Below are 25,615 nucleotides of genomic sequence, written 5' to 3'. Positions count from 1 at the left end.
GCCGGGCATCCGACGGGCCATCGCGGGAAGACCGCGATGGCCCGTTTTTCATGCGCGCCTAAAATAACGTCAGGTCCGCCGCCTCGCCCACGACTTCCCCATGAACGACGATCAACTCCTTCGCTACTCCCGCCACATCCTCGTCGACGAAATCGGCATCGAGGCGCAGCAGCGCTTCCTCGACGCGCATGCGATCGTCGTCGGCGCGGGCGGCCTCGGCTCACCGGCCGCGATGTATCTCGCGGCGTCCGGCGTCGGCACGATCACGCTGGTCGACGCCGACACGGTCGACCTCACGAACCTGCAGCGGCAGATCCTGCACGTAACCGCATCGGTCGGCCGCAGCAAGGTCGAATCGGGGCGCGACACGCTCGCGCAACTGAACCCGGAAGTGACCGTGCATGCGGTCGCGGTGCGCGTCGACGATGCGTGGCTCGACGCACACGTGCCGCAGGCGAGCGTCGTGCTCGACTGCACCGACAACTTCGCGACGCGCCATGCGATCAACCGCGCGTGCGTCGCGCACGGCGTGCCGCTCGTGTCGGGCGCCGCGCTGCGCTTCGACGGCCAGATCAGCACGTTCGACTTCCGCGACCCGGCCGCGCCCTGCTATGCGTGCGTGTTTCCGGAAGACCAGCCGTTCGAGGAAGTCGCCTGCGCGACGATGGGCGTGTTCGCGCCGACGGTCGGGATCATCGGCGCAATGCAGGCCGCCGAGGCGCTGCGCGTGATCGGCGCGATCGGCACGACGCTCAACGGCCGGCTGATGATGCTCGACTCGCTGCGGATGGAATGGACGACGATGAAGATCGCGCGCCAGGCCGACTGCCCCGTGTGCCAGGGCCGGCACTGACGCGCGCGCGATGCATGCGCCGAACGGCGCATGCGTGACGTTTCGCTACGCTCGCGACGATGCCGCGGCGCGGCCCGCGCCGTCTAGGCGGCCGCGTCCGCGCGCGGTTCCGCGACCGCCAGGCGCTTGAGCGCCGCCTGCACTTCCTCGGGCTCGAACGCGGCCAGCACGTCGGCCGTCGGCTTTTCGAGCGCCTTCAGGTGCGCGCGCAGGATCTCCTGCTTCACGACCAGCAACTGGCTCGGGTGCATCGAGAATTCGGTGAGCCCCATCCCGAGCAACAGGCGCGTGAGCGCCGGATCGCCCGCCATCTCCCCGCACACCGATACGGACACGCCCGCGCGCTTCGCTTCGCGCAGCGTATAGGCGATCAGGTGCAGCACCGCCGGATGCAGCGGGTCGTACAGGTGCGCGACCGCGTTGTCCGCGCGGTCGATCGCGAGCGTGTACTGGATCAGGTCGTTCGTGCCGATCGACAGGAAGTCGAAGCGCTTCAGGAACAGCGGCAGCGCGATCGCCGCGGCCGGGATCTCGATCATCGCGCCGATGCGCACGTTCGGATCGTACGCGAGCCCCGCGTCGTCGAGCTGGCGCTTCGCCTCGCGGATCAGGTCGAGCGTCTGGTCGATCTCCTGCGCGTGCGCGAGCATCGGGATCAGGATCTTCACCTGCCCGAACGCGGACGCGCGCAGGATCGCGCGCAGCTGCGTGAGGAACATCTGCGGCTCGGACAGGCTCCAGCGGATCGCGCGCAGGCCGAGCGCCGGGTTCGGCGCCGTCTCGTAGCCTTCGTCGAGCGCCTCGAGCGGCTTGTCCGCGCCGACGTCGATCGTGCGGATCGTCACCGGCATGCCCTTCATCCACTCGACCGCGCGCTTGTACGCGGCGAACTGCTCTTCCTCCTCCGGCATCTCCTTCTGATGCATGAACAGGAACTCGGAGCGGAACAGCCCGACGCCGACCGCGCCGGCCTCGACGGCAGCCTTCGCGTCGTCGGGCAGTTCGATGTTCGCGTACAGCTCGATCTTGGTGCCGCACAACGTTTGCGTCGGCGAGAACTTCAGGCGCTGCAGCTTGCGTTGCTCCAGCAGCTTCTCGGACTGGCGGTACGAATATTCCTCGAGGACGATCGGCGCCGGATCGACGATCACGATCCCCTGGTCGCCGTCGACGATGATCAGGTCGTTCTGGCGGATCAGCGCGCTCGCATGCTGGACGCCGACCGCGGCCGGAATGCCGAGGCTGCGCGCGACGATCGCCGTGTGCGACGTGCGGCCGCCCAGATCGGTGACGAACGCCTGGAACGACTGCGACTTGAACTGCATCATGTCGGCCGGCGCGATGTCGTGCGCGACGACGATCATCTCGTTCTGGCCTTGCGCGGCCGCGCGATCGAGCGCCTGCGATGCCGAAGGCGCGCCCGCGAGCGCCTTCAGCACGCGCTCGACCACCTGTTCGATGTCGGCCTTGCGCTCGCGCAGGTATTCGTCCTCGATGTCGTCGAAGTGGCGCGTGAGCAGCTCGAGCTGCTCGGTCAGCGCCCATTCGACGTTGTAGCGGCGCGTGCGGATCAGGTCGATGGTTTCCTGCACGAGCATCGCGTCGCTCAGGATCATCGCGTGGACGTCGATGAACGCGCCCACTTCGGTCGGCGTGTCGTCGGTCAGGTCGGCGCGCAGCGCCTCGAGTTCGCGATGCACGACCTCGCGCGCCGTGCGGAAACGCTCGACCTCGGCGTCGATCTGGTTCGCCTCGACCAGGTAGTGGGCGACGTCGAGCGCCGCCGGCGCGATCAGGTACGCTCGCCCGATCGCGATACCACGTGAGACGGGAATGCCATGCAGCGTGAAAGACACGCGCACCTCCTCTGTACAAGTAAAGCCGCGGCACACTGCTGCGATGCGCTTATGACCCCGGTTAGTGATTATAAATTCCGCGCCTCCATGCTGACTGCGTGCAGCGCAGCATTGCACTTTCCGCATCAATGCTTCGGACGAAAAAAATGCCGCGGAAAACGCGGCATTCTGACTGGAAACGGCAGCGATCCCGTGCGCGGTGCGCGGATCACTGACCTTCGCCGAACTTGTCCGAGATCAGCTTGAGCAGCGCGTCCATTGCCTCGCGTTCGTCGGGACCTTCGGTCTCGATCGTCACCGAGCTGCCGATGCCCGCCGCGAGCATCATCACGCCCATGATGCTTTTCGCGTTGATCTTGCGTCCGTTGCGCGTCATCCAGACTTCCGACTGGAAGTTGCCGGCCAGTTGCGTAAGCTTGGCCGATGCACGTGCATGGAGCCCCAATTTGTTGACGATGGTGGTTTCTTGTTGAAGCATGATTCTCGGTCGGGTCGGTCGAGGCCGCCGGCGACGTGCGTCGGCGGGTCGGTCTAAAACGGAAAACGGGACGGTCAGTGCGACTCGGTGCGCGGTTGCGGCTCGGGCGGAATCGGCGCGCATTGGCCGCAGCCGGCCTCGGTCGGCGGCGGCGGCGTGCCGGCCGCCACTTCATGGACGCCCTTCGCGCCGCCGGACAGCGCCTTGTCGACGAGCTTGTCGAGTGGCACGGTGCGGTAGCAGACGGCCCGCACCAGCATCGGCAGGTTCACGCCCGCCAGCACGCGCACGTTGTCGAGCTTCGCGAGCTGGCCCGCGATGTTCGCGGGCGTCGCGCCGTACATGTCGGTCAGCACGACGACGCCGTTCTCTTCCCTGAGCCGCGCGAGCTCCGCATGCGCGAACGCCATCACCTGGGTGGGGTCGCTGTCCGCCAGCACGTCGATACAGCCGATGCGCGCGGGCACGCCGCCGTAGATGTGCGCGATGCAGTCCCGCAGCGCGGTGGCGAGCGGCGCGTGCGCGATGATCAGAATCCCGGCCATGTCAGACCGCCCCCGGCCGCCCCTGGCGGGCCGACGCCCCGCGGCGGGGCAACGAGCATAGCGAGTGTGGGAATCGTTTCATGTTCAGCCTTGCAACGGTTTCGGCCCGACCGCCGGGCCTTCGGCGCGCTGTTCGCGGCACCGGGCAAGCGGGCATTGTAGCAGGCCGGTCGAACCGCTCCGGCGACGGGGGACCTGCGCGGCCGCCGCCGGGGTTGCGCGGAAAGCGGGCTACGCGGCCGCCCGCTCCAGCGCGTCGATGAACATCGCGGCGACGTCGAAGCCCGTCTGCTCCATGATTTCGCGGAAGCACGTCGGGCTCGTCACGTTCACCTCGGTCAGCCAGTCGCCGATCGCGTCGAGCCCGACCAGCAGCAGCCCGCGCGCGGCGAGCACCGGCCCGAGCGTCTCGGCGATCTCGCGATCGCGCGGCGTCAGCGGCTGCGCGACGCCCAGCCCGCCCGCGGCGAGATTGCCGCGCACCTCGCTGCCCTGCGGGATCCGCGCGAGCGAATACGGCACCGGCTCGCCCGCGATCAGCAGAATGCGCTTGTCGCCCGCCTTGATCTCGGGAATGAACTTCTGGATCATCAGCGAGCGCGTGCCGTCATGACCGAGCATCTCGATGATCGCGCCGAGATTCATCCCGTCGGCCTTCACGCGGAACACGCCCATCCCGCCCATCCCGTCGAGCGGCTTCACGATCACGTCGCCATGCTCGGCGTGGAACGCACGCAAGCGGGCGGCGTCACGCGTGACGAGCGTCGGCGCGACGAACTGCGGAAACTCGCCGATCGCCAGCTTCTCCGAGTGATCGCGGATCGACTGCGGCTTGTTGAACACGCGTGCGCCTGCGCGCTCGGCAAGCTCGAGCATCCAGGTGGCCGTCACGTATTCCATGTCGAACGGCGGATCCTTGCGCATCAGCACCGCGCCGAACGACGTCAGCCGGCGGGATTCATGCGCGGCCGCCTCGTACCACGGATGACGATGCAGGTCGGCCGTGTCGCCGACGATCGTCACGCGCTGCACGTCCGCCTCGACGCCCGAGCCCGTCCACGCGAGCTGGTGCGGCTGGCACGCGTACACCGCATGCCCGCGGCGCGCGGCCTCCGCCATCATCGCGTAGGTCGAATCCTTGTAGATCTTGAAGCGCTCGAGCGGGTCGGCGATAAAGAGAATGTCCATGCGGGTCCTGTACGTGGCGAAGCCGTTACACCTGGATGGCTTCGGGATCGGTCTTTTCCAGTTCGATCGACGACGCGATCAGCGACAGGCGCGCGACGACGCCGTACATGTAGAAGCGGTTCGGCGGCGCGGCACCCGGCTTCGCGCCGGCATCCGGCAGCGCGGTGTGCTCGAAGCCGAGCGGCACGTAATGCATGCCGGGCGCGTTCAGGTTCTGGTCGCGCTCGCGGCCGCCGTGCGTGCGGTAGAAACCGCCGACCACGTAGCGGTCGATCATGTACACGACGGGCTCCGCGACTTCGTCGCCGACGCGCTCGAACGTATAGACGCCTTCCTGCACGATCACGTCGCGCACCTCAAGGCCGGCCTTCGACTCGGCCATCTGCGCGCGCTCGGCCTTCGACATGCGGCCGATCTCGGCCGCGTCGTGCACGGTCATCACACCGCGCCCGGCGGTGCCCGCGTCGGCCTTCACGACGACGTACGGCTTTTCACTGATCCCGTATTCGCGGTACTTGCGCGCGATCTTCTTCAGCACGCCGTCGATCGCGTCGGCGAGCGCCTGCTCGCCTTCATGCGCCTGCCAGTCGACGCCTTCGACATGCGCGAAATACGGATTCACCATCCACGGATCGACGCCGACCATCTTCGCGAACTTCTTCGCGACGTCGTCGTAGCATGCAAAGTGCGTCGACTTGCGGCGCACGGCCCAGCCCGCGTGCAGCGGCGGCAGCAGGTACTGCTCGTGCAGGTTCTCCAGCACGGCGGGAATCCCGGCCGACAGGTCGTTGTTCAGCAGGATCGAGCACGGATCGAAATTCTTCAGGCCGAGGCGGCGCTGCGAACGCTCGAGCGGTTCGAGCACGATCTTCTGGCCGTCGGCCAGCGTGATCGGCGTCATGTCGGTGATGCTCGGGTCGAGCGAGCCGAAGCGCACGTTCAGGCCGGCCTGGCGCATGATCGTCGCGAGCCGCGCGACGTTTTCCAGGTAGAACGCGTTGCGGGTCGGCAGCTCGGGAATCACGAGCAGGTTCTTCGCGTCCGGGCAGATCTTCTCGATCGCGGCCATCGCGGCCTGGACGGCGAGCGGCAGCACTTCGGACGGCAGATTATTGAACGCGCCGGGGAACAGGTTCGCGTCGACGGGCGCCAGCTTGAAGCCGGCGTTGCGCAGGTCCACCGAACAATAGAACGGCGGGGTGTGTTCCTGCCATTCGAGCCTGAACCAGCGTTCGATCGCAGGCGTCGCGTCGAGGATCTTCTGCTCGAGTTCGAGCAGCGGACCGTTCAACGCGGTAACGAGGTGGGGAACCATGAATCACTCGCGAGCGGGAGAATGAAGATTGTAGAGCAATTGCCTCGCCCATTTGGGGATTGTTCCCGGCTTCGCAAGGGTTGGGAGGAAGTTTTCGGCTATTGACCCGATAGGTCGAAGGGTTATGCGCTACGGCGGCAGGACGCGGGAGAAAAAAAGCCCGCCGGGTGGGCGGGCCGAAGTCGCTGCGCTCATTCGTGGCGGGCGCCGTCTGCGCGGCGGCCCGCCGTCATCCGTACGACTTATTCGACGTGCTCGCCGTGCAGCACCACGTCGAGGCCTTCGCGCTCTTCCTCTTCGGTCACGCGCAGGCCGATCGTCAGGTCGATCAGCTTCAGCAGCACGAAGCTCAGCACGCCGCTGTACACCAGCGTGATCAGTACGCCCTTCGCCTGCAGCAGCAGGCTGCCGTCGAAACCGCCGATGTCCTTGACCGCGAACACGCCGGTCAGCAGCGCGCCGAGAATCCCGCCCACGCCGTGCACGCCGAACGCATCGAGCGAATCGTCGTAGCCGAGCTTCGACTTGAGCCACGTCGCCGACCAGAAGCACACGACGCCGGCGGCGATGCCGATCACGAGTGCGCCCGCCACGCCGACGAAGCCGGCCGCCGGCGTGATCGCCACCAGACCCGCGACCGCGCCCGACACGATGCCGAGCACCGACGGCTTGCCCTTCGCGATCCACTCGGCGAACATCCAGCCGAGCGCCGCGCAGGCCGTCGCGACTTGCGTCGTCAGCATCGCGAAGCCGGCACGGCCGTCGGCCGCGACCGCGGAACCCGCGTTGAAGCCGAACCAGCCGACCCACAGCATCGAGCCGCCGATCATCGTCAGCACGAGGTTGTGCGGCGCCATCGATTCACGGCCGAAGCCGACGCGCTTGCCGAGCATCAGGCACGACACGAGGCCCGCGATACCGGCGTTGATGTGCACGACCGTGCCGCCCGCGAAGTCGAGCACGCCGTCCGACGACAGCCAGCCGGTCGGCTCCCACACCATGTGCGCGATCGGCACATAGACGATCAGCGACCAGAGCGTCATGAACACGAGCATCGCCGAGAACTTCATCCGGTCGGCGAACGCGCCGCAGATCAGCGCCGGCGTGATGATCGCGAACGTCATCTGGTAGACGAAGTAGACCGATTCCGGAATCGTCGTCGCCAGGTGGCTGACGGTCAGCGTCGTCGCCTTGTCGCCCTTGATGTAGTTCATCCCGTGCAGGAACGCGCGCGACAGGCCGCCGATGAAGCCGTTGCCCGGCGTGAACGCGAGGCTGTAGCCGACCACCGTCCACAGCACCGTGATCACCGCGGTGATCGCGAAGCTCTGCATCACGGTCGCGAGCACGTTCTTCTTGCGGACCATGCCCGCGTAGAACAGCGCGAGGCCGGGGATCGTCATGAACAGCACGAGCGCCGTGGAGGTCAGCATCCATGCGGTGTCGCCGGCGCTGATCTTCGACGAATCGACGGAGAACGGCGCGGTCGGTGCCGCCGGGGCGGCCGGCGCGGACGCGGCGGCCGCAGCCGATGCGTCGGCGGCGCCCGAAGCGGGGGTGGCGGCGGCAGCCGATGCGTCGGCAGCCGGCGCCGAAGCGGCCGGAGCCGCGGCAGCCGAGGCATCGGACGCCGTTGCGGCGGGCGCGGACGCAGCCGCGGCGGAGGCCGCGTCGTCGGCGAGTGCGGGGCCGACGCCGGCCGCGATCAGCGAGCCGGCCATCAGCAGGGACATCAGAAGTTTGCGCATCTCGGGTTTCCTCTTGTCGCTTGTCTTTGTCTGTTACAGCGCGTCCGCGCCTGTCTCCCCGGTCCGGATCCGGATCACCTGCTCGATCGGCGTGACGAAGATCTTCCCGTCGCCGATCTTGCCGGTGCGTGCGGCCCGTTCGATCGCCTCGACCGCCTGGTCGACGAGATCGTCGGACACGGCCGCCTCGATCTTCATCTTCGGCAGGAAATCGACCACGTATTCGGCGCCCCGGTACAGCTCGGTATGCCCCTTCTGGCGCCCGAACCCTTTCACCTCCGTCACCGTGATGCCGGAGACGCCGAGCGCGGAGAGCGCTTCGCGCGTCTCATCGAGCTTGAACGGCTTGATGATTGCGGTAATCAGTTTCATGAAGTCCTCTCGCTGGGTAGTCCCGTCGAATTGGTTGGAATGTTGTAACGGTCTCTTCCTCAGCAACTCGCATGCCATGTTCGCTCGAGCGTCGCGTCGAACGGCCCGGAAGCGGGGTCGCATCGCATGCTGAAAGGTAGGGAAGCCCGGCCGAATGGCCAACGTGGGCCAGGTTTGCTGGCGCGCCGAAAGGATCGTTGCTAGAGTGCTCGCACGTCCCGGCTTACCGGGCCATTCACCCATGCCGGCGCCATGCCCGGAATTCGCGCCACGGGCGCACCATTTCCGGTCATGCGTGCATCATGGGCACGTATGCAACTGAAGATGCACATTTTTTGTGCAAGGAAGGGAAATCTCATGAAGCAACCCAGCGATGTTTTCAACGACCTGCAGTCGCGCGTCAGCGACCTGCTGAAAAACTCGCCGGCCAAGGATGTCGAGCGCAACGTGAAGGCCATGCTGTCGCAAGGCTTCTCGAAACTCGATCTCGTCACGCGCGAGGAGTTCGACACGCAGGCACAGGTGCTCGCCCGCACCCGCGTGCGTCTCGAGGAACTCGAGAAGCGCGTCGCGGAACTCGAGCAGAAGCTCGCGGCGCCCCAGGCCTGACGCCCCACCCGACCGACAGGTCCGGGCGCGGGCCGCCTCGTGCGGCCCGCGCCTGCCGCCCGGAAGTCCACTCGTCACCCAGCCGTTCCGTCGTTCCTCGCAGTCCCCCGCTCTTCGTTGTTCCTCGCTCTTCGCTCTTCGTCGTTCCTCGTTCTTTCCCGCGCCACGCCGGCACGCGCGCACCGATTCCTCGATTCCCGCGGCATGCGGCCCCGAACGGCCGTTGTCCGTCCGATTCATTTACAGGAGCCTCGCCATGTCGCTCGCCGTGGTGCGCAGTCGCGCGCCGGCAGCCGGCCGCGCGCCGGACGTCACCGTCGAAGTCCATCTTGCCAACGGGTTGCCGTCGTTCTCGATCGTCGGCCTGCCCGATCTCGAAGTCCGCGAAAGCCGCGAGCGCGTGCGCGCCGCGCTGCAGAACTGCGGATTCGAGTTCCCCGTCAGGCGCATCACCGTCAATCTCGCGCCGGCCGACCTGCCGAAGGAGTCGGGCCGCTTCGACTTGCCGATCGCGCTCGGCATCCTCGCCGCGAACGGGCAGATCCCGGCCGACGCGCTGGCCGGCCGCGAATTCGCGGGCGAGCTGTCGCTGACCGGCGCGCTGCGGCCGATGCGCGGCGCGTTCGCGATGGCGTGCGGCGCGGCACGCGACTGGCGCGCGGGTGAAACCGGATCGGGTGCCGGTTCCGGCGCGCAGCCCGTCGCGATGTCCGGCCCGGCGGCCGCGTCGCGCCCGCCGGAGCTGTACCTGCCGCTCGACAGCGCCGCCGAGGCCGCGCTCGTGCCGGGCGTCACGGTGTTCGGCGCGCCCGACCTGCCCGCGCTGTGCGCGCACCTCGCCGGTGCGCCGGACGCGCGGCTCGCGCCGGTCGCGGCGCCCTGCCTCGACGGCGTGCCGGCGCCGGCCGCAGCCGATCTCGCGGACGTCGTCGGCCAGCGCGGCGCCCGGCGCGCGCTCGAGGTGGCCGCCGCGGGCGGGCACCACATGCTGATGATCGGGCCGCCCGGCGCCGGCAAGTCGATGCTGGCCGCGCGGCTGCCGGGCCTCCTGCCGCCGCTGACCGACGACGAGGCGCTGACGTCGGCCGCGCTCCTGTCCGCGAGCCGCATCGGCTTCTCGCCCGCGCAGTGGCGGCGGCGGCCATTCCGCGCGCCGCACCATTCGTCGAGCGCCGCCGCGCTGGTCGGCGGCCGCAACCCGCCGCAGCCGGGCGAGATCACGCTCGCGCACCTCGGCGTGCTGTTTCTCGACGAGCTGCCCGAATTCGACCGGCACGTGCTGGAGATGCTGCGCGAACCGCTCGAAGCCGGCCGCATCACGATCTCGCGTGCGGCGCAGCAGGCTGATTTCCCCGCCGCGTGCCAGCTGATCGCCGCGATGAATCCGTGTCCGTGCGGCTGGCACGGCGATCCGTCCGGGCGCTGCCGCTGCTCGCCGGACGTCGCCACGCGTTACCTGCGCAAGCTGTCGGGGCCCCTGCTCGACCGGATCGATATCCAGATCGACCTGCCCGCACTGTCGCCTGCCGAACTCGCGTCGCGCGCGACGGCGCCTGGCGAGCCGAGCGCCGCGGTCGCCGCGCGGGTCGCGCAGGCGCGTGCGCTGCAGCTCGACCGGCAGGGCAAGACGAATCACATGCTGAGCGGCCGCGAGACCGACGACCTGTGCCGCCCGACCGACGATGGCGAGCGGCTGCTGCGCGAGGCGGGCGAGCGCTTCGGCTGGTCGGCGCGCGCGTATTTCCGCGTGCTGAAGGTCGCGCGGACGATCGCCGACCTGGCCGGCGACCCGTTGCCGACGGCCGCGCAGATCGCCGAGGCGATCCGCTACCGGCGCGCGTTCACGGCGCTGTGAACGCCATTGGAGGACAAAACACGGCTGTCAAGACTTGACTTATGCACAATTTCGCGAATCCGGCCCCGGATATCCGCGCGCGAACGCCTGTTCATCGAGAAATTCGTATCCCGTTGTTTTGATTGATTTTTCCAAAATGGCATGCACGCTATCAAATGTCCCGGAAGGCCGTCCGGCATGGCTTTGCGCGAGATTCGGCCAACTTTTCAACAAAGTTATCCACATGCGCTGTGGATAGCCGAAAAATCCCCGCAAAATCCGGCGATTAGCGTCGAAAGCTGCGAATGAACTTTCAGTTGTCACCGAATGTCTGAGCGGCCCTCGCCGGCCGGTGTCAGTCGAGTTTGAACGAGCCGAAAAACTGGTCGAGCTGTTCCTGCGCGAGCGGCCCGTCGGCGATCACGACGGCCTGGTACGCATGCCGGCCGCGCGCCACGAGCCGCGCGACGATCGTCTTGTGCGCGTGGTCGCCGCCGCTGGCCGCGCCCGCGACACGCAGCTCGAGCCCGTTTACCGCGCCACCGGCCGCGAGCGGCACCGGCACCGAGCCCGTCTGCGGCGCGCCTTCGAGATTGCGCGACAGCCCGGCGCGCAGGAACTCGAGCGCGGCGCGGCGCGTGTCGTCGCGGTCGTCGGGCAGCGTCAGCGTGCCGACCGCGAACACCGCGCCGTCGACGTGCGCGGCCTGCATCCGCATCGGCATCGACGCGCCGCCGACCGCCACCGGCTGGTTCTCGACGGTCGGCTTCGCCGGCAGGTCGATCGTGTAGCCGGCGTCGTTGTGCAGCGTACGCCAGTCATATGACGGCGAGCAGGCGGCCAGCGCCGCGCTCACGCACGCGAGCGCGGCGAAGTGTCGCAGCGAGCGAAAAAGGGGGCGCGACGAATCAATGACTTCCTTCAGCATGGCAGTGACGGGGGCAGGCAAAAGTGCTCATTATCCGCCGAAGCCGACACCCGGGATGTGTGGCGGCCGCCGGTGCATGCGGCGCATTCGCGCTAAAATGAGCGTCGAATTTCGACGTCCTTCGCATCGATCCGCGTCATCGACCGACTCCGAGAGCACCGCAGATGAACACCACGCCTCCCGCCCAGCGCCGCACCGGCCCCGCCCGCTATATCGTGGCGGCCGTCGTCGTCGCGGCCATCGCCGTTGCCGGCTTCTTCGCGTTCAACGGCAAGTCCACCGCGCCGGACGCCACGTTCACGCTGCTGTCGGGCCAGAAGGTGTCGACGGCCGGCGACCTGAAGGGCAAGGTCTACCTCGTCAATTTCTGGGCGACGAGCTGCGCGACCTGCATGCAGGAAATGCCGCAGATGGTCGATACCTACAATCGCTTCAAGGGTCAGGGGCTGGAATTCGTCGCGGTCGCGATGAACTACGACCCGCCGATGTACGTCGCGAACTATGCGCAGACGCGCCAGCTGCCGTTCAAGGTCGCGCTCGACGACGGCAGCGTCGCGAAGCAGTTCGGCAACGTGCAGCTCACGCCGACGACCTTCGTCGTCGACAAGAACGGCAAGATCCTGAAGCGCTACGTCGGGGCACCGCAATTCGCGGAACTCGACGCGCTGCTCAAGAAGGCGCTCGACAGCAACGCGGCCTGAGCGCCGCCTAAGCGCCGCACGACAAGACTCGCAGGGACGCACGCCGCGCCCTGCTCCGCACGACGGACCGCACGACCGGCCAGCCCGGTTCCGCGGTCCGTCTCGTTTTCAGCGCTCGGTTTCGCCTTTCGCCGACAGCCCGTAGCGCTTCATCTTCTCGTACAGCGTCGCCTTGCCGACATGCAGCCGGTCGGCCGTCGCGGCGACCGCGCCGCCCGTCTGGTTCAGCGCCTCGGCGATCACCGCGCGTTCGAACTGCTCGATGCGCTCCTTCAGCGTCTGGTCGTTCTCGGCATCGTCGCCGGTCGCGCCGGCTTCCTGCGGCATGTCGGCGACGCCGAGCACGGAGCGGTCGGCCGCGTTGCGCAGCTCGCGCACGTTGCCGGGCCAGTCGCGCTGCATCAGGCTCGCGCGCTGCCGGTCGGTCAGCACCGGGGCCGGCCGCCCGTAGCGCACGGCCGCGTCGAGCATGAAGTGCTCGAACAGCGGCACGATGTCCTCGCGGCGCTCGGCGAGCGGCGGCAGCGCGATCGTCACGACGTTGAGCCGGTACAACAGGTCGCGCCGGAACGTGCCGGCCGCGACGAGCTCGCTCATGTCGCCCTTCGCGGCCGCGACGATGCGGCAGTTCACGCGGATCGGCTGGTTCGAGCCGAGCCGCTCCAGTACGCCGTCCTGCAGCACGCGCAAGAGCTTCACCTGCAGCGCGAGCGGCATGCTTTCGATTTCGTCGAGGAACAGCGTGCCGCCGGATGCATATTCGAGCTTGCCGACGCGGCGCTTCGCGGCGCCGGTGAACGCGCCGGGCTCGTAGCCGAACATCTCCGACTCGAACATCTGCTCGGGCAGCGCACCGCAGTTCACCGCGATGAACGGCTTGTCGCGACGCGGCGACAGCTCGTGCAGGCTGCGCGCGATCAGCTCCTTGCCGGCACCCGTGTCGCCGTTGATCAGCACCGATGCGTCGGTGGGCGCGACGTTCGCGATCAGCTTGCGCACCTGCTCGATCGCCGGGCTGCGGCCGATGATGCGCGGCGCGACGATGCCCTGCCCGGCCAGCTCGCGCCGCAGCGCATGGTTCTCGAGCACGAGCTCGCGTCGCTCGAGCGCGCGGCGCACCGTCTCGATCAGCCGCTCGGCCGCAAACGGCTTTTCGATGAAGTCGTACGCGCCGTCGCGCATTGCCTGCACGGCCATCGAGATGTCGCCGTGGCCGGTGACGAGGATCACCGGCACGTCGGGCACGCGCTCGCGGCACTGCGCGAGCAGGTCGAGCCCGCTCGCGCCGGGCAGCCGGATGTCGCTGACGATCACGCCGGCGGTTTCCGCGACGATCGCCTTGTCGGCCGCCTCGGCCGATTCGAACCCGACGACGTCGAAGCCCGCGAGCTGCAGGCTCTGCACGCTCGCCCGGCGAACGAGCGCATCGTCTTCGATATAGATTACTTGCAGCCGGTTGGCCATCGTAGTCACTTGCTCCTGACAGGCCGCGCGGCGGGGGCGCGCGCGGCTCTCGTTGATGCCGGTCGTGCGCCGACCGGGTCCGGGCCTAATGCGAGCCCGTCGGCTCGGACACGGAGTCCGGATGATGCGTGCGCGCACGCCGCAGCGTCAAGACGAACAGCGCGCCGCCGGACGGCGCGTTGCGCGCGGTCAGCGCGCCGCCCGCGTCGCTCGCGATCGACGACGAGATCGCAAGACCGAGCCCGAGCCCGCGCCCCATTTCCTTCGTCGTGAAGAACGGTTCGAACAAACGCGGCAGCAATTCGGGCGCGATGCCTGAGCCGTTGTCGCGCACCTCGACCGCAAGCGTCGCGGCCGACACCGCGATCGTCACGTCGATCGCCGGTGCCGCGACGCCCGCGACCGCGTCGAGCGCGTTGCCGAGCAGGTTGATCAGCACCTGTTCGAGGCGCAGGTCCTCGCACCGGGCAACGAGTTCCGGATAATCGCGCGCGAGGTCGAGCGGCGCATCCTGCGCGGGCGACACGGTCGAATCCCGCAGCGTCAGCGTGAGCGCGACGCCGCGCAGCCGGTCGCCGAGCAGCGACAGCACGCTGCGCAGCGCGCGCACGACGAGCGCCTGCTCGTTGCGCGGCTTCGCGCGGCCGACGAACAGCTTCAGCTGGTTGGTGATCTTGCCCATCCGCTCGGTCAGCGCGGCGATCGCCTCGAGGTTCTCGCGCGCGGCCGCCTGCTCGCCGCGATCGAGCAGCACGCGCGTGTTGTCCGAGAAGCTGCGCAACGCCGCGAGCGGCTGGTTCAGTTCATGCGTGATGCCGGCCGCCATCTGGCCGAGCGCGGCGAGCTTGCTCGCCTGGATCAGTTCATCGTGCGCGGCGCGCAATTCCTGTTCCGCGCGAATCCGGTCGCCGACTTCCTTCTGCAATTGCGTGTTCGCTTCCGACAGGTCGGCCGTGCGTTCCTCGACGCGCCGGTTCAGCTCCGCATACGCCTGCTGCAGCAGCGCACGGCCGCGGATCATCTCGCGCACGCGTGCGCGGCGCATGCGCCAGTAGAACGCGAGCAACGCGACCGACACGAAGCCGAAGCCGGTGACGATCGTCGCATTGCGCGCGTCGGCGTCGATGGGCGCGATCGGCGCGAGCGTGACGAGCAGCCAGTCCGGCTCGCCGATCCGCCGCTTGCTGGCGAGGAAGCGCGGCGCGCGCAGGCCGGGACCGAGCCGCACGATCTCCGCATCGGCGCCGAGCACCTGCTCGACGCGCAGCGGCAGCGGCGTGACGGGCTGCTGCGCGTACTGGCGCGTCTCGTAGATCGACGCGGCGACGGGCCCCGTCAGCGGATGCAGCGTGTGGTACTTCCATGCGGGCACGGACGACAGGAACACGACGCCGTGATCGTCCGCGACGACGAGCGGCTCGGACGCATCGGCGCCCTGGAACCATTCGAGATTGAGCTTCACGACGACGACGCCCGCGATCCTGCCGCCGCGCCACACCGGCTGCGAAATGTAGTAGCCGGGATCGCGCGAGATCGTGCCGATCGCGAAGAAGCGGCCGACCCGGCCGTTCATCGCGTCGATGAAATACGGACGAAACTGGTATCCGATCCCGACGAAGCTGTCGGGCGCGCGCCAGTTGCTGGCGGCGACGCACAGACCGTCCGCGCCGATCACGTAGGTGACGGTCGCGTGTGCGTGTTCGTTGAGGTCTTCGAGATAGCGGTTCGCGCGCGCGGTGAAATCGGCGCGCTTCGGCTCGGCGAGCAGGTCCAGCACGTACGGATGGCTGCCCAGCAGATAGGGCAGCGATTCGTAGCGATCGAGCGTGCTCTTGAGCGCGTTGGTGGTGCGGTCGACGCGCACCGCGGCGTTGCGCTGCAGCTCGGCGACGCCGCGCTGCCACGTGACGGTCCACGTCAGCGCGCAGGCCGCCGCGAGCGCGGCGGCAAGCACGACGAGGATGAGCAGGCGGCGCTTCACGGACGTGGCTTCCTGGCGATGCGGATCGCCTATTGTGTCATAGGGCTCCGCATCACTGCCCCAGCCGCCCCGGCCGCCGCGCGGCGCGCCGCCTGCGGGCGGTGCCGCCGCCTGCTCCTTCATGATGTCAGACGCCGGCCGTCTCGGTCGCCTTGACCTCGCCGCCGCCCTTCAGCGCCTGGCGCAGCTGGTTGCGGTCGAGCTCCTTCTCCCACGCCGACACGACGACGGTTGCGACACCGTTACCGACGATGTTGGTCAGCGCGCGGCATTCGCTCATGAAGCGGTCGATGCCGAGGATCAGCACCATGCCCGACAGCGGGATCGTCGGCACGACGGCGAGCGTCGCGGCGAGCGTGATGAAGCCCGCGCCGGTGACGCCGCTCGCGCCCTTCGACGTCAGCATCGCGACCGCGAGCAGCGTGAGCTGCTGCATCCACGTCAGTTCGATGTTGGTCGCCTGCGCGATGAACAGCACGGCCATCGTCATGTAGATGTTGGTGCCGTCGAGGTTGAACGAGTACCCGGTCGGCACGACGAGGCCGACGACCGACCGCGAGCAGCCGGCCTTCTCGAGCTTTTCCATCAGCTGCGGCAGCGCGGCTTCCGACGAGCTCGTGCCGAGCACGATCAGCAGCTCTTCCTTGATGTACGACACGAAGCGGATGATCGAGAAGCCCGTGGCGCGCGCGATCGCGCCGAGCACGACCAGCACGAACACGACCGACGTCAGGTAGAACGTGCCGATCAGCTTGAGCAGCGGCACCAGCGAGCCGACGCCGTACTTGCCGATCGTGAACGCCATCGCGCCGAACGCGCCGATCGGCGCCAGCTTCGTGACGATGTGCACGATGCCGAACAGCACGCGCGTGAGGCCGTCGATGAAGTCGGTGACGACCTTGCCGCGCTCGCCGAGGTGCGCGAGCACACTGCCGAACAACAGCGCGATCAGCAGGATCTGCAGGATTTCGCCCTGCGCGAACGCATCGACCATCGTGTTCGGGATGATGTGCATCAGGAAGTCGACCGTCGACTGCCCGTGCGCCTTCGCCGCGTACGATGCGACGGCCTTGCCGTCGAGCGTCGCCGGATCGATGTTGAAGCCGACGCCCGGACGCAGGATGTGCGTGGCCGCGAGGCCGAGCAGCAGCGCGAAGGTCGACACGACCTCGAAGTACAGCAGCGCCTTGCCGCCGACGCGGCCGACCTTCTTCATGTCCTCCATGCCGGCGATGCCGGTGACGACCGTACAGAAGATGATCGGGCCGATCACCATCTTGATCAACTTGATGAAGCCGTCACCGAGCGGTTTCATGTCGGTGGCGAGCGCCGGATAGAAGTGGCCGAGGATCACGCCGACGATGATGGCGAAGATCACCTGCACATAGAGCACTTTGTAGAAGGGTTTCTTCTTCACGATGGTTCCTGCTGAAGTAGATGAGCCGGTGGAAACGGCGTCACGCGCGCGGACGAATGTCACAGGGGAAGATTCACTCGCCCGCGCGGCTGCCGTGCCGCAACAAGCGATGCCTCAGGACGTCCGGAGGGGATGGAAGGCAGTGGTCATCGATTGTCTCCTTGGTTTAATAGTCAGGCCGGGGGGATGGCCGTGCTTTTCATATCGCAAGGTCGATGCCAGGTTTCCGGAACCCCTCAAGCCGTTGTTTTCATTGTATTTCTCATAATACGGCAGGCAAGGAAATCCAGAATTCCGGATTTCCGGAAAATTTCCGTCCGGCGATCCGGACGGATTTGCCCATTCGTCGAACGAATCAGTGCTGCACGGCGCGACTGGCCAGCACGCCCGTCTGCGCATAGAACTCCTGCTGCGCGAACGCGTCGCGCTCGCGACGCGCGCGCTCGCCGCGGTCCGCGAGCGAGCCGACGACGATCCCGATGAACGCGAGCGGCACCGACACGAGCGCCGGGTTGTCGAGGAATACCGGCGCGTGCGCGTGGTGCAGCACGTCGACCCACACCGACTTCGACAGCACCGTGAGCGCGACCGCCGACGCGAGGCCGAGGCCGCCGCCGAGCACCGCGCCGCGCGTCGTCATCCCGCGCCAGAAGATCGACATCGCGAGCACCGGGAAATTCGCGCTGGCGGCCACCGCCGCGACGAGGCCGACCATGAACGCGACGTTCACGTGCTCGAACAGGATCGACAGCGCGATCGCGATCGCCGACAAGCCGATCGTCGCCGCACGCGAGATGCGCATCTCCAGCCGCTCGTCGGGCTTGCCGCGCGCCCACATCTGCGCATACAGGTCGTGCGAGATCGTGGTCGCGCCGGCGAGCGTCAGCCCGGCGACCACCGCGAGGATCGTCGCGAACGTGACGGCCGCGATGAAGCCGTAGAACCAGTTGCCGCCGACCGCCTGCGCAAGCTTCACCGCGACCATGTTCGATCCGCCGAGCAGGTCGTGCGTCAGGTTGAAGGTGCCGTTCGCGCCGAGCCGGAAGAATTCCGGATGCTGCGCGAGCAGCACGATCGCGGAAAAGCCGATCACGAAGGTCAGCAAATAGAAATAGCCGATGAAGCCCGTCGCGTAGAGCACCGACTTGCGCGCCTCCTTCGCGTTCGGCACCGTGAAGAAGCGCATCAGGATGTGCGGGAAGCCGGCCGTGCCGAACATCAGCGCGATGCCGAGCGACAGCGCGTTGGCCGGATCGCGGATCAGCTTGCCGGGCCCCATGATCGACAGCGCGCCCGGATGCACGGCCACCGCGCGGCGGAACATCGCTTCGACGCTGAAGCCGAATTCGGCGAGCGCGAGCAGGACGAGCAGCGTCGCGCCGCACAGCAGCAGCACGGCCTTGATCACCTGCACCCAGGTCGTCGCGGTCATCCCGCCGAAGAATACGTAGACGACCATCAGCACGCCGACGATCAGCTCCGCCGTGCCGTACGACAGCCCGAACAGCAGCTGGATCAGCTTGCCCGCGCCGACCATCTGCACGACCAGGTAGAGCACGACGATCGTCAGCGCGTTCGCGGACGTCAGCAGCCGGATCGGCCGCTGCGCGAAGCGATACGCGACGACGTCGACGAACGTGAACTTGCCGAGGTTGCGCAGCGGCTCGGCGATCAGGAACATCACGAACGGCCAGCCGACCAGAAAGCCGATCGAGTAGATCAGCCCGTCGAAGCCGAACATGAACACCATCCCCGACAACCCGAGGAACGACGCGGCCGACATGTAGTCGCCCGCGATCGCGAGCCCGTTCTGCAGCCCGGTGATGCCGCCGCCGGCCGTGTAGAAGTCGCGCGTCGAGCGCGTGCGGCGCGCTGCCCAGCGCGTGAGCGCGAGCGTCGCGAACACGAACGCGAAGAACATTGCGATCGCGACCGGGTTCAGCTCGACCTTGTCGGGCATCGGGCCCGCGACGGAAGTCGCATGGGCGGCGGAGGAAACGAGAACGGCCAGCGCGCCGAGCGCGCTCGAGATACGTCGCATGTCGGCCTCCATCACGAACGCTGCAGGATCGCGTCGACGCGGCGGTCGAACGCACGGTTCGCGCGCAGCACGTAGCACGCGGTCAGGCCGATCGCGACCAGGATGATCGCGACGCCCGCGGCGATCCCGACCGTGGTCGTCGCACCGCGGTACAGCGGCGCGGCCAGCACGTGCGGCGCGAGCGCGACGAGCAGGATGAAGCCGTAGTAGGTCGCGATCATCAGCGCCGTCAGCGTGAAGCTGAAGCGGCGCCGCGCACGCACGAGCTGCTGGTAGTCACGGCGCGCCGTGACCGATTCGATGACGGAAAGCTCCATGGTGTCTCCAATATCGTCTCGTCGTCTCGCGAGAGCGGTCTTGTGGATGGTCGGCGCGTCGACTTCCCGCCCGCGCCGCGGCGGCAAAAACGATCTACACGATGCGGTCCGCACGCAGCACCGCCACTTCCTCCGCCGACAGTCCGAGCCAGCTGCCGAGCACGTCGTCCGTATCGGCGCCGAGCACCGGCGGCGCACCGCGCACCGGCAGGCGCGCGCCGTCGAAGCGGTACGGCGGCGCGAGCACGTCGACGCCGCCCGCGACCGGATGCGGCTGCCGCGTGACGAGCCCCGCGCGGGTCGCGCGCTCCGACGTCAGCGCGTCGTGCAGCCCGAGCACTTCACCGCACGGAATGCCCGCGCCGGAGAGCGCCGCGAGCAGCATCGCGCGCGGCCGGCACGCGAGTTCGCGGCGGATCTGCGGCAGCAGTTCGGCGCGATTCTCGGAGCGGCCGAGGTTGGTCCTGTAGCGTTCGTCCGCGGCGAGGTCGGGCCGCTCGATCGCGTCGCAGAAACGCACGAACTGCGTGTTGTTGCCGACCGTGATCACGAGCGGGCCGTCGGCCGCATCGAACACGCCGTACGGCACGATCGACGGATGCGCGTTGCCGTAGCGCGGCGGGTCCTCGCCCATCAGCAGCGCGTCGAGCCCGTAGTACGCGGTGATCATCAGCCCGCAGTCGAACAGCGCCATCTCGATGCGCCGTCCGCGCCCCGTCGCATGGCGCTCGTACAGCGCGGCGAGGATCGCCTGCGCCGAATACATGCCGGTGAACAGGTCGACCGCCGCGACGCCGAACTTCAGCGGCGGCTGGTCAGCCTCGCCATTCAGCGCCATCAGCCCCGCCTCGCCCTGCACGACGAGGTCGTAGCCGGGCCGCGCGGACTCCGGGCCCGAGCGGTCGTAGCCGGAGATCGCGCAATGCACGAGCCGCGGATTCAGCTCGGCCAGCGCGTCGTAGCCGAGCCCGAGCTTCTCCGCGCCGCCGAACTTGAAGTTGTGGATCAGCACGTCGGCCTGCGCGGCCAGCTCGCGCGCGATGCGCTGCCCTTCCCCGGTCTGCAGGTCGACGCAGATCGACCGCTTGCTGCGATTCACGCTGTTGAAGTAGGTCGTCTCGGTCTCGCCGATCCGCAGCCCCCAGTCGCGCGTGTCGTCGCCGCGCGCCGGATGCTCGACCTTGATCACGTCCGCGCCGAAATCGGCGAGCACCATCGCGCTCCACGGGCCTGCGAGCACGCGCGAGAAATCGAGCACCTTCACGCCGGCCAGCGGCAACGCGCGCGGTTCGTTCGTCATCCTTGTCTCCTCCATTCGCGTGGTCCGCCTCTACTGCTTCGACAGCGCGATATAGCGCGCGAGATGGTGATCCTCGTCGCCGAGCTGGTGATCGATCATCACGAGCCGCTTCGCGTAATGCGACAGCGGCAGCTCCCACGTCATCCCGATCCCGCCGTGCAGCTGGATGCTTTCCTCGGCGACCAGCGTGCCGATCCGGCCGACGCTGTACTTGGCCGCCGCGAGCGCGCGCTCGCGCACCGCACGCGGCGCCTCGAGCTGCGCGGCCGCGTTGATCACCGCCGAGCGTGCCTGCTCGACTTCGAGCAGCACATCGGCCATCCGGTGCTGCAGCGCCTGGAAGCTGCCGATCGGCACGCCGAACTGCTTGCGCGTGCGCAGGTACTCGAGCGTCGCCTCCTTCGCGACGTCCATCGCGCCGAGCGCCTCCGCCGACAGCGCGAGCAGCCCGTAGCCGAGCACGCGTTCGAGCAGCGCCGCACCGGCGTCTCCGCCGTGCTCGCCGAGCACGGCATCGGCCGGCAACGCGACGCGCTGGAAGCGCACCTCGGCCGCGCGGCCGCCGTCGATCTTCCGGTAGTCGCGCAGCGACACGCCCGGCGCGTCGGCCGGCACGACGAACAGTGCGATGCCGGCCGCGTCGTCGTCGTGACCGGACACGCGCGCGCTGACGACGAAGAACGCCGCCTGCGCGGCCTGGTCGACGACGCCCTTCGCGCCCGTCAGCACCCAGCCGTCGCCGGGCCGCTCGGCGCGCGTGCGCACGGTCGTCAGTTCGTAGTGCGAGCCCGGCTCGTCGTGCGCGAACGCGGCGCTCGCGCTGCCGTCGATCAGCGCGGCCAGCCGCTCGCGATGCGCCGCGCCGCCGGCGAGCGCCAGCGCGCGGCCCGCGAGCAGCGCGCCGAGGAACGGCTCGACGACGAGCCCGCGCCCGAGGCATTCGAACACCACGGCGATGTCGAAGCCCGCACCGCCGAAGCCGCCGTCGGCTTCGGCAAACAGCGCGCCGATCGCGCCGAGCCCGGCGAAGCGCTGCCACATCGTGCGATCGAATCCGTCGGCCGACTGCGCGATGCGGTCGCGCACCGGGAACGCGTACTGTTCGGCGATGAAGCGGTTCAACGTGTCCGCCAGCATCCGGCGGTCTTCTGTGTGCTGGAAATCCATCGTCGCGTCCCTCGTTACAGCCCGAGCATCATCTTCGCGATGATGTTCTTCTGGATCTCGTTCGAGCCGCCGAAGATCGACAGCTTGCGATTGTTGAAGTACTGCTGCGCGGCGCTCGCGGCGTCCTCCGGGCCGACCGGCTCGCCGCCGCCATCCGCATGGCCGGCGTCGAGCGCGTCTTCGACGAACGGCCGCGCGTACGGCCCCATCGCGCGGCGCATCAGCGCGGTGATTTCCTGGCGGATCTGCGTGCCGCGGATCTTCAGCATCGAGCTCTCGGCCCCCGGCACGCCGCCGCCGGCGACCGCGGCCAGCACGCGCAGGTTCGTCGTGCGCATGTTCTCGAGCTCGATCTCGACGCGCGCGACGCGTGCCGCGAAGAACGGATCGTCCGCGAGCGGCCGGCCGTTCTTCGTGACCTTCGCGGCGACCGCGCGCAGCCGCTCGAGCGCGGCCGTCGAGAAGCCGATCCCGGCGATGTTGGTGCGTTCGTACGTGAGCAGGTATTTCGCGCAGGTCCAGCCGCGGTTCTCTTCGCCGACCCGGTTCTCCACCGGCACGCGCACGTCGGTGAAGAACACCTCGTTCACCTCGTGCTCGCCGTCGAGCGTGATGATCGGGCGGACTTCGACGCCCGGCGTATTCATGTCGATCAGCAGGAAGCTGATGCCCTCCTGCTTGCGCACGTCGGTCGCGGTGCGCACGAGACAGAAGATCATGTTCGCGTAGTGGCCGAGCGTGGTCCACGTCTTCTGGCCGTTCACGACGTAGTGCTCGCCCTGCGCGTCGAGGCCGCGCACCGCGCTCGTCTTCACCGACGCGAGATCGGAACCGGCGCCCGGCTCCGAGTAGCCCTGGCACCACCAATCGGTGCCGTCCAGGATGCGCGGCAGCCAGTGGCGCTTCTGCGCTTCGCTGCCGTACTTGATCAGCACGGGCCCGAGCATGTTCACGCCGAACGGCACGATGCGCGGCGCCCCCGCAAGCGCGCATTCGTTGTCGAACAGGAACTTCTGCGCGACGCTCCAGCCGGGGCCGCCGTACTCGCGCGGCCAGTGGCTCGCGAGCCAGCCGCGCGCGTTCAGGATCGCGTGCCATTCGCGCATGTCGTCACGCGTCAGGTGCAAACCGCCCTTCACCTTGCGCGCGGTGCGCGCCGGTAGTTCGGCGGCGAGGAAGCGCTGCACGTCGGTGCGGAACGCTTCCTCTTCGGGGGTGAAATCGAGGTTCATCGTGGGTCCGTTGCGAATGCGGTGGGCGTTCAGTCGATGCGGTTCAGGCTCGCGAAGTCCGCGCCGCGCTCGACCAGCTCGACGATCAGCGGCGACGGTTTCCAGAACAGCGGATCTTCCTGCGCGAACGCGCGGATGTCGGCGAGCACGTTCGCGAGGCCGACCGTGTCCGCGTAGTGCATCGGGCCGCCGCGATAGCGCGGGAAGCCGTAGCCGTACAGGAACACCGCGTCGACGTCGAGCGGGCGCAGCGCGATCTTCTCGTGCACGACGTTCGCGCCTTCGTTGATCATCGCGGCGAGGTAGCGGCGCAGGATCTCGTCGTCGGTGAACGTGCGCGGCGTGATGCCCTGCTTCGCGCGCGCGTCGGCGACGATGGCCTCGACTTCCGGGTCCGGCGTGCCGACGCGCGCGCCGTCCGGATACAGGTAGTAGCCGCGCGCCGACTTCTGCCCGAACCAGCCGCGCTCGCACAGCCGGTCGGAAATCTCCACGTACCGCGCGCGCGGGTCGCGCGTCGCCGCGCGGCGCTTGCGGGTCGCCCAGCCGATGTCGCCGCCCGCGAGGTCGACGACCTGGAACGGCCCCATCGGGAAGCCGAACTCGCGCACCGCGCGATCGATCTGGTACGGCGACGCGCCGTCTTCCATCAGGTAGTCGGCCGCGGTGCGGTAGACCGCGAGGATCCGGTTGCCGATGAAGCCGTCGCACACGCCCGCGCGCACCGGCGTCTTCTTCAGCCGTTTGGCCAGCGCGAATGCGGTCGCGACGACCTCCGCGCTCACGCGCGCCGGCACAACGATCTCGAGCAGCTTCATCACGTTGGCCGGCGAGAAGAAGTGCAGGCCGATCACGTCGGCCGGCCGGTCGATGCTCGCGGCCAGTTCGTCGATGTCGAGATACGACGTGTTGGTCGCGAGCACCGCGCCCGGCTTGCACACGCGCGCGAGTTCGGTGAACACCGCCTGCTTCACGGCCATGTCTTCGAACACGGCCTCGATCACGACGTCGGCCTGCGCGAGCGCGTCGTACGACGTGCTGCCCTTGAAGCGTGCAAGGCGCGCCGCATGCGCGGCCGGCGTCATCCGGCCCTTCGCGACGAGACCGTCGTACCCCTTCTCGACATACGCGCGGCCGCGCGCGAGCGACGCTTCGTCGCGTTCGATCATCGTCACGGGCAGCCCGGCATCGAGCGCCGCGACCGCGATGCCCGCGCCCATCGTGCCGCCGCCGACCACGCCGATCCGCTCGACCGGACGCGCGCTCGCGCGGCGCGCCTCGGGCGCCTTCGCGGCCTCGCGTTCCGCGAAGAACGCATGCACGAGGCCCGCGCGCTGCGGGCTGTCGAGGCATTGCAGGAACAGGCTGCGTTCGAGCTTCATCCCCGCGTCGAACGACTGCGTGAGCGCGGCCTCGACCGCGTCGACGATCTTCGCCGGCGAGAACAGGCCGCGCGACTTTCTCGGCAAGTCGGCGCGCGCGGCGTCGATCGCGGCCTGCGCGGCCGCGCGATCGGCGAGCCCCCGCGCGTCGCGGGTGCGCCGCGCCGGCGCGCCGAGCGACACGAGTTCCTGCGCATAGGCCAGGCCTTCGGCGAGCGTGTCGTCGCTGTGCGCGACGCGGTCGACGAGGCCGAGCGCGAGCGCTTCGTCGGCGCTCGCGTGACGCCCGGTCAGCATCAGGTCGAGCGCGGCCTTCGCGCCGATCAGGCGCGGCGCGCGCTGCGTGCCGCCCGCGCCGGGCAGCAGGCCGAGCGTCACTTCGGGCAGCCCGAGCTTCGCGCCGGGCACCGCGAGCCGGTAATGCGCGGCGAGCGCGACCTCGAGGCCGCCGCCGAGCGTCGCGCCGTGCAGCGCGACCACGACCGGCTTCGCGCTCGACTCGATCCGCTCGCACACGTCGGGCAGCGACGGCGGCACCGGCGGCTTGCCGAACTCGCGGATGTCGGCGCCCGCGATGAAGTTGCGGCCGGCACCGACGATCAGCACCGCGCGGATCGCAGCGTCGGCCTGCGCGGCGTCGAGCGCGTCGGCGAGACCGCGCCGCACGTCGGCGGACAGCGCGTTGACGGGCGGATGGTCGATCGTGACGACGAGCACCTTGTCGCGCCGTTCGCGCGTGACGGTGCCGGCCTGGGAGGGTTCAGGGGAAGCTGTTGAATTCATGGTGTCTCCGTGCGGTGCGCCGGGCGGGAGCCGCAGGACCGGGTGGCAGTGCCGGTACCCGATCCACGTCCCGCGCGGCGGGAAACGATCCGGCGTGTTTGCCG

General features: G+C 68.7%; 21 protein-coding genes. 4 read left to right on the top strand and 17 right to left on the bottom strand.

What is annotated here, in order from left to right:
• Window positions 1-100: 100 nt before the first annotated feature.
• Window positions 101-853: a HesA/MoeB/ThiF family protein gene (locus tag DIE21_RS05255; RefSeq protein WP_124496689.1), complete on the top strand. Its 753-nt coding sequence runs from the start codon at window positions 101-103 to the stop codon at window positions 851-853.
• 83 nt (window positions 854-936) lie between these two features.
• On the opposite strand, the gene ptsP is transcribed toward DIE21_RS05255, so the two are convergent.
• The 7 genes from ptsP to DIE21_RS05220 all read right to left on the bottom strand — a co-directional run bounded on the left by ptsP (window position 937) and on the right by DIE21_RS05220 (window position 8,355).
• Complete coding sequence (gene ptsP, locus DIE21_RS05250; RefSeq protein WP_124496687.1) at window positions 937-2,709, bottom strand: phosphoenolpyruvate--protein phosphotransferase; 1,773 nt, start codon at window positions 2,707-2,709, stop codon at window positions 937-939.
• A gap of 208 nt (window positions 2,710-2,917) precedes the next feature.
• Entirely contained in the window at window positions 2,918-3,187 is a 270-nt protein-coding gene (locus DIE21_RS05245; RefSeq protein WP_124496685.1) for an HPr family phosphocarrier protein, read from the bottom strand.
• Window positions 3,188-3,261: 74 nt separating this feature from the next.
• Window positions 3,262-3,732, bottom strand: a complete 471-nt coding sequence (locus tag DIE21_RS05240) for a PTS sugar transporter subunit IIA (RefSeq protein WP_006752076.1) — start codon at window positions 3,730-3,732, stop codon at window positions 3,262-3,264.
• A gap of 231 nt (window positions 3,733-3,963) precedes the next feature.
• The gene (gshB, locus tag DIE21_RS05235) at window positions 3,964-4,920 is read right to left on the bottom strand and encodes a glutathione synthase (RefSeq protein WP_124496683.1); all 957 of its coding nucleotides are present in this window, start codon (window positions 4,918-4,920) and stop codon (window positions 3,964-3,966) included.
• Between the two features lie 25 nt (window positions 4,921-4,945).
• Window positions 4,946-6,235, bottom strand: a complete 1,290-nt coding sequence (gshA, locus tag DIE21_RS05230) for a glutamate--cysteine ligase (RefSeq protein ID WP_124496682.1) — start codon at window positions 6,233-6,235, stop codon at window positions 4,946-4,948.
• Between the two features lie 242 nt (window positions 6,236-6,477).
• A complete protein-coding gene (locus DIE21_RS05225) occupies window positions 6,478-7,983 on the bottom strand; it encodes an ammonium transporter (protein ID WP_124496680.1) in 1,506 nt (501 codons plus the stop codon).
• Between the two features lie 33 nt (window positions 7,984-8,016).
• Entirely contained in the window at window positions 8,017-8,355 is a 339-nt protein-coding gene (locus DIE21_RS05220) for a P-II family nitrogen regulator (RefSeq protein ID WP_006398175.1), read from the bottom strand.
• A 357-nt stretch (window positions 8,356-8,712) separates the two neighbouring features.
• On the opposite strand from DIE21_RS05220, the gene DIE21_RS05215 reads away from it, so the two are divergent.
• Window positions 8,713-8,964, top strand: a complete 252-nt coding sequence (locus tag DIE21_RS05215) for an accessory factor UbiK family protein (RefSeq protein WP_006489451.1) — start codon at window positions 8,713-8,715, stop codon at window positions 8,962-8,964.
• Between the two features lie 256 nt (window positions 8,965-9,220).
• Window positions 9,221-10,819, top strand: a complete 1,599-nt coding sequence (locus DIE21_RS05210) for a YifB family Mg chelatase-like AAA ATPase (RefSeq protein WP_124496678.1) — start codon at window positions 9,221-9,223, stop codon at window positions 10,817-10,819.
• Between the two features lie 334 nt (window positions 10,820-11,153).
• Here the strand turns inward: DIE21_RS05210 and DIE21_RS05200 are convergent, their stop codons facing one another.
• Window positions 11,154-11,726: a hypothetical protein gene (locus tag DIE21_RS05200; protein ID WP_124496674.1), complete on the bottom strand. Its 573-nt coding sequence runs from the start codon at window positions 11,724-11,726 to the stop codon at window positions 11,154-11,156.
• Between the two features lie 164 nt (window positions 11,727-11,890).
• Here DIE21_RS05200 and DIE21_RS05195 point away from each other — a divergent pair, with 164 nt between their 5' ends.
• Window positions 11,891-12,427, top strand: a complete 537-nt coding sequence (locus DIE21_RS05195) for a peroxiredoxin (protein ID WP_124496672.1) — start codon at window positions 11,891-11,893, stop codon at window positions 12,425-12,427.
• 108 nt (window positions 12,428-12,535) lie between these two features.
• Here DIE21_RS05195 and DIE21_RS05190 read toward each other — a convergent pair whose 3' ends face one another.
• The 9 genes from DIE21_RS05190 to DIE21_RS05150 all read right to left on the bottom strand — a co-directional run bounded on the left by DIE21_RS05190 (window position 12,536) and on the right by DIE21_RS05150 (window position 25,511).
• A complete protein-coding gene (locus DIE21_RS05190; protein WP_124496767.1) occupies window positions 12,536-13,891 on the bottom strand; it encodes a sigma-54 dependent transcriptional regulator in 1,356 nt (451 codons plus the stop codon).
• A gap of 85 nt (window positions 13,892-13,976) precedes the next feature.
• Window positions 13,977-15,995, bottom strand: coding sequence for an ATP-binding protein (locus DIE21_RS05185; RefSeq protein ID WP_124496670.1), 2,019 nt, complete (start codon window positions 15,993-15,995; stop codon window positions 13,977-13,979).
• A 4-nt stretch (window positions 15,996-15,999) separates the two neighbouring features.
• Window positions 16,000-17,289 carry a dicarboxylate/amino acid:cation symporter gene (locus DIE21_RS05180; RefSeq protein WP_124496668.1) on the bottom strand — a complete coding sequence of 430 codons (1,290 nt, stop codon included), beginning with the start codon at window positions 17,287-17,289 and terminating at the stop codon, window positions 16,000-16,002.
• Window positions 17,290-17,644: 355 nt separating this feature from the next.
• Window positions 17,645-19,330, bottom strand: coding sequence for a cation acetate symporter (locus DIE21_RS05175; protein ID WP_124496666.1), 1,686 nt, complete (start codon window positions 19,328-19,330; stop codon window positions 17,645-17,647).
• Window positions 19,331-19,341: 11 nt separating this feature from the next.
• The gene (locus tag DIE21_RS05170; protein WP_014895931.1) at window positions 19,342-19,647 is read right to left on the bottom strand and encodes a DUF485 domain-containing protein; all 306 of its coding nucleotides are present in this window, start codon (window positions 19,645-19,647) and stop codon (window positions 19,342-19,344) included.
• Window positions 19,648-19,741: 94 nt separating this feature from the next.
• On the bottom strand, window positions 19,742-20,947 hold the full coding sequence (locus tag DIE21_RS05165) for a CaiB/BaiF CoA-transferase family protein (protein WP_124496664.1): 1,206 nt from the start codon (window positions 20,945-20,947) through the stop codon (window positions 19,742-19,744).
• 30 nt (window positions 20,948-20,977) lie between these two features.
• Complete coding sequence (locus DIE21_RS05160) at window positions 20,978-22,114, bottom strand: acyl-CoA dehydrogenase family protein (protein ID WP_124496662.1); 1,137 nt, start codon at window positions 22,112-22,114, stop codon at window positions 20,978-20,980.
• A 14-nt stretch (window positions 22,115-22,128) separates the two neighbouring features.
• Window positions 22,129-23,346 (bottom strand): acyl-CoA dehydrogenase family protein, encoded by a 1,218-nt coding sequence (locus DIE21_RS05155; RefSeq protein ID WP_124496660.1) that lies wholly within the window; start codon window positions 23,344-23,346, stop codon window positions 22,129-22,131.
• Between the two features lie 29 nt (window positions 23,347-23,375).
• Entirely contained in the window at window positions 23,376-25,511 is a 2,136-nt protein-coding gene (locus tag DIE21_RS05150; protein ID WP_124496658.1) for a 3-hydroxyacyl-CoA dehydrogenase NAD-binding domain-containing protein, read from the bottom strand.
• Window positions 25,512-25,615 lie beyond the last annotated feature (104 nt).

This window comes from Burkholderia sp. Bp9140, assembly GCF_003853425.1.
In the GTDB taxonomy this organism is placed as follows: domain Bacteria; phylum Pseudomonadota; class Gammaproteobacteria; order Burkholderiales; family Burkholderiaceae; genus Burkholderia.
The sequence above is the reverse complement of the archived record's forward strand: the minus strand, read 5'-3'. Positions and strand labels throughout refer to the sequence as shown.

Bases quoted from the DNA above. Each gene is read 5' to 3' on its own strand.
- DIE21_RS05255 (WP_124496689.1), top strand. From the start codon at position 101: ATGAACGACGATCAACTCCTTCGCTACTCCCGCCACATCCTCGTCGAC.
- DIE21_RS05245 (WP_124496685.1), bottom strand. From the start codon at position 3,187: ATGCTTCAACAAGAAACCACCATCGTCAACAAATTGGGGCTCCATGCA.
- DIE21_RS05240 (WP_006752076.1), bottom strand. From the start codon at position 3,732: ATGGCCGGGATTCTGATCATCGCGCACGCGCCGCTCGCCACCGCGCTG.
- gshB (WP_124496683.1), bottom strand. From the start codon at position 4,920: ATGGACATTCTCTTTATCGCCGACCCGCTCGAGCGCTTCAAGATCTAC.
- gshA (WP_124496682.1), bottom strand. From the start codon at position 6,235: ATGGTTCCCCACCTCGTTACCGCGTTGAACGGTCCGCTGCTCGAACTC.
- DIE21_RS05225 (WP_124496680.1), bottom strand. From the start codon at position 7,983: ATGCGCAAACTTCTGATGTCCCTGCTGATGGCCGGCTCGCTGATCGCG.
- DIE21_RS05220 (WP_006398175.1), bottom strand. From the start codon at position 8,355: ATGAAACTGATTACCGCAATCATCAAGCCGTTCAAGCTCGATGAGACG.
- DIE21_RS05215 (WP_006489451.1), top strand. From the start codon at position 8,713: ATGAAGCAACCCAGCGATGTTTTCAACGACCTGCAGTCGCGCGTCAGC.
- DIE21_RS05210 (WP_124496678.1), top strand. From the start codon at position 9,221: ATGTCGCTCGCCGTGGTGCGCAGTCGCGCGCCGGCAGCCGGCCGCGCG.
- DIE21_RS05200 (WP_124496674.1), bottom strand. From the start codon at position 11,726: ATGCTGAAGGAAGTCATTGATTCGTCGCGCCCCCTTTTTCGCTCGCTG.
- DIE21_RS05195 (WP_124496672.1), top strand. From the start codon at position 11,891: ATGAACACCACGCCTCCCGCCCAGCGCCGCACCGGCCCCGCCCGCTAT.
- DIE21_RS05190 (WP_124496767.1), bottom strand. From the start codon at position 13,891: ATGGCCAACCGGCTGCAAGTAATCTATATCGAAGACGATGCGCTCGTT.
- DIE21_RS05185 (WP_124496670.1), bottom strand. From the start codon at position 15,995: ATGAAGGAGCAGGCGGCGGCACCGCCCGCAGGCGGCGCGCCGCGCGGC.
- DIE21_RS05175 (WP_124496666.1), bottom strand. From the start codon at position 19,330: ATGCGACGTATCTCGAGCGCGCTCGGCGCGCTGGCCGTTCTCGTTTCC.
- DIE21_RS05170 (WP_014895931.1), bottom strand. From the start codon at position 19,647: ATGGAGCTTTCCGTCATCGAATCGGTCACGGCGCGCCGTGACTACCAG.
- DIE21_RS05165 (WP_124496664.1), bottom strand. From the start codon at position 20,947: ATGACGAACGAACCGCGCGCGTTGCCGCTGGCCGGCGTGAAGGTGCTC.
- DIE21_RS05160 (WP_124496662.1), bottom strand. From the start codon at position 22,114: ATGGATTTCCAGCACACAGAAGACCGCCGGATGCTGGCGGACACGTTG.
- DIE21_RS05155 (WP_124496660.1), bottom strand. From the start codon at position 23,346: ATGAACCTCGATTTCACCCCCGAAGAGGAAGCGTTCCGCACCGACGTG.
- DIE21_RS05150 (WP_124496658.1), bottom strand. From the start codon at position 25,511: ATGAATTCAACAGCTTCCCCTGAACCCTCCCAGGCCGGCACCGTCACG.